Origin of the sequence: uncultured Campylobacter sp. (genome assembly GCF_938017705.1) — a bacterium.
Taxonomy (GTDB): domain Bacteria; phylum Campylobacterota; class Campylobacteria; order Campylobacterales; family Campylobacteraceae; genus Campylobacter_B.
Window position 1 is genome coordinate 1 of record NZ_CALIIS010000214.1, and the last position, 3,364, is coordinate 3,364.

General features: G+C 35.3%; 5 protein-coding genes. All 5 read left to right on the forward strand.

From position 1 onward, the window contains the following. The coding region (locus tag Q0605_RS09835) for a nucleotide sugar dehydrogenase (protein WP_298706610.1) at positions 1-1,015 on the forward strand (1,015 nt) is incomplete at its 5' end. Continuing rightward, complete coding sequence (locus tag Q0605_RS09840) at positions 1,012-1,764, forward strand: glycosyltransferase family 2 protein (RefSeq protein ID WP_298706613.1); 753 nt, start codon at positions 1,012-1,014, stop codon at positions 1,762-1,764. The genes Q0605_RS09835 and Q0605_RS09840, both read left to right, overlap by 4 nt. Positions 1,765-1,958: 194 nt before the next feature. Continuing rightward, a complete protein-coding gene (locus Q0605_RS09845; protein WP_298706615.1) occupies positions 1,959-2,645 on the forward strand; it encodes a class I SAM-dependent methyltransferase in 687 nt (228 codons plus the stop codon). Then, positions 2,645-3,037: a GtrA family protein gene (locus tag Q0605_RS11435; RefSeq protein ID WP_363317218.1), complete on the forward strand. Its 393-nt coding sequence runs from the start codon at positions 2,645-2,647 to the stop codon at positions 3,035-3,037. Before Q0605_RS09845 ends, Q0605_RS11435 begins: the two co-directional genes overlap by 1 nt. Beyond that, positions 3,034-3,364 (forward strand): hypothetical protein (locus Q0605_RS09850; protein ID WP_298706618.1); only part of this gene is annotated, 331 nt, incomplete at its 3' end. The genes Q0605_RS11435 and Q0605_RS09850, both read left to right, overlap by 4 nt.

Here is a 3,364-nt window from a genome sequence, read left to right on the forward strand (position 1 = left end):
AGTGCAGAGCGGAAATTTCAAAGCAGATGTTAAGCCCGATTTTGCAGACATTTTTATTATAGCTGTTCCGACGCCGTTTCGAGACGGATACATTCCGAATATCGACTACGTCATAAGTGCGGCAAAATCGATAATACCATATGTAAAAGACGATAATATGGTCGTTTTAGAATCCACTTCGCCGGTAGGTACTACAGAAAAGATAGGTGAAATTTTAAAAAATGGCGGTGTTGATATTTCTAAAATTTATATCGCTCATTGCCCGGAGAGGGTTTTGCCAGGTAAAATTTTAAAAGAGCTTACGCAAAACGATAGAATCGTGGGTGGAACTACAAAAATTGCTACTAAAAAAATAGCGGAATTTTACGCAGAATTTGTAGAAGGTGAAGTTTTACAGACTGACTCAAAAACTGCAGAGATGTCAAAGCTTACAGAGAATTCTTTCCGCGACGTGAATATAGCCTTTGCAAACGAGCTTAGCATTTTGTGCGATAAATTCGGCATTAACGTCTGGGAGCTTATCTCGCTAGCAAACCGCCATCCGCGAGTTAATATTTTAAGCCCGGGCTGCGGCGTAGGCGGGCACTGCATAGCGGTCGATCCGTGGTTTATAGTGCATGCGGGCGGCTACGAAGCGAGGCTGATCAAATCCGCAAGAGAGGTCAATAACCACAAAGCCGAGTGGAGCATAGAAAAGATCAAAAACGCTGCTTTGAAATTTGAGCTGCAAAACGGCAGAAAGCCCAAAGTCGCGTGTATGGGGCTTGCGTTTAAACCCGATATAGACGATCTTAGAGAGTCGCCTGCGGTTTTTATTACTCGCGAATTAAAAAACCAAGGATTTGAAATTTTAGCCGTCGAGCCAAATATAAAATCGCACAAGGATTTTGAGATAGTAAACTACGAAAAAGCCGTAGATATCGCTGATATAGTCGTATTTTTGGTAGCGCATAAGGAATTTAAGGGGCTAAAAATAGAAAAAGAAGTTTTGGATTTTTGCGGGATTTTTAGATGAGAAATATTCCTAAATTGGCAATTATCGTTCCTTGTTATAACGAAGATCAGGTTTTGGGCGAAACCATAAAAAGATTGAGCGAGACTCTAGAAAATTTAATCGATAAAAAAAAGATTAAAAGCGATAGTTTTATTTTATACATCGATGATGGTAGCGAGGATAGTACTTGGAATATAATAAAATCGTCTAGTGCCACAAATTTATCCACTAAAGGCATAAAACTTTCTAAAAACGAAGGCCATCAAAACGCCTTATTGGCAGGAATAGAGTATGTAGAAGGTAAATGCGATTGCTTAATTTCTATTGATGCAGATTTGCAACAAGATGAAAAGTCTATGATACATTTTACTGATTCTTACGTGAATGGATGCGATGTTGTACTCGGCGTCAGGAACGATAGAATGTGTGATTCTTTTTTTAAAAGAGCAACTGCATTAGGCTTTTATAAATTAATGAATTTAATGGGGGTGGATATTATTAAAAACCATGCGGACTATAGATTACTTAGTAGTAAGGCTATTAGAATGCTGCTTAGTTTTAAGGAAGTCAATTTATTTTTAAGGGGGCTTGTTCTTTTAATTGGACTAAAAACAGAGTATATATATTTTGATGTTAAAGACAGGTATGCAGGTAAATCAAAATATACACTAAAAAAGATGTTCACCTTCGCATGGGACGGCATAACTTCATTTAGCGTGGTTCCTTTAAGATTGATAACGTTAATAGGCTTTATCGTTTTTTTTTGTTAGCTTGATAATGGGTGGGAGTGTATTGTATTCTGTTATTGCTAATAAAACGGTGCAAGGGTGGGCCTCTACTGTTTTACCTATATACTTTATGGGAGGAATTCAACTTATGTGTCTTGGTGTAATTGGCGAATACATAGGTAAAATCTATAAAGAAACAAAAAGAAGACCAAGGTATTTTATAGAGGATATTACTGATGAAAAAAGTTAATTTTGATGAGTACAGTAAAAACTATGACGATATAATGCAAAATCAGCATAAAAAATTCGGCGACATAAAATACTATGCGGAGTACAAGATAAAAATACTAAGCGATATAGTAAAAAGACGAAATCAAAAGCTAAAAATACTTGAATACGGATGCGGCACGGGTAGAAATTTACCGTATATAGTAGAAGCGTTTCGCGAGTCGTCCGTTTTTGGATTTGATATCTCAAAAGAAAGTTTAGAGGTAGCAAGGCAAAATAATAAAGAAGTAAAGATTATAGAAACAAATGAAGAGTTAGCTTCCTACAACGGATATTTCGACGTGATTTTTATAGCAGGCGTATATCACCATATAGAACCTAGCCTACGAGATTACGTGACATCTAATATATTTAAACTAGCTGCCGATAATTGCAATGTAGCGGTTTTTGAACACAATCCATACAATCCTCTTACAAGACGTATGGTATCTACTTGCGAATTTGACAAGGATGCCGTTTTACTATCAAAAAAAGAGTTGCAATCTATTTTTTTTAAAGCCGGATTTAAAGATAACGGTAGCGCATATACGTTATTTTCTCCTCCTGTCTTAAAAGCGCTCTCTTTTTTAGAGAGATTTTTAAAATGGCTTCCGCTAGGCGGTCAATATTATATTGCAGTAAAGAAATCGGTCTAATGCGTTACGATATTTCTTTATTAAAGTATTTGCTCGTAGGCGTTATTAATACTATATTTGAATATGCGATAATTTTTACTTTGCTTTATTTTGGAGTTATTGCGGAAATAAGTAATTTTATCGGTTATTTCGTATCGATATTTATATCTTTTTATTTAAATAAGTATTTTAGCTTTAATGACGATTCAAAAAATAAAATCCAAATATTTAAATTTATAATTTCAATGGGGGCATCATATGTCTCGAATTTGGCTATTATGTCTTTCTCCTACCGATTTCTTAGCATAAACGCATATATTAGTCAAATTTTAGGCGGCTTTGGGTATATTTTTATAGGATATTTACTATCTAAAAATTGGGTTTTTTGCCGCCAAGCTAAGGTTGCAAGATGATAAAAACGATCATGCCGACTAGAATGAATGATATGCAACAAGCAATCGAATGCCTTGATAGGAACGGCATTATCGGCATTGCATATTACGACAAATACGGTTTTGAAAATTTTGCGCGTGGGGCCGATGATAAGGGCTTGTATTTTTTCGCTCAAGTTATGCATAAAATTTTTAATCTAAATTTAGAACAAATTATTATTTTGTTTCATATCGTATTTATCGGAGTCGGTTTCATAGTCTTTTGTATAGGCTGGATGTTATTTTTGAAAACTAATCTTGCAAAAATAGTTTCGGTAGTTGCAGTGTCAATACTTTCCGGATTGGTTT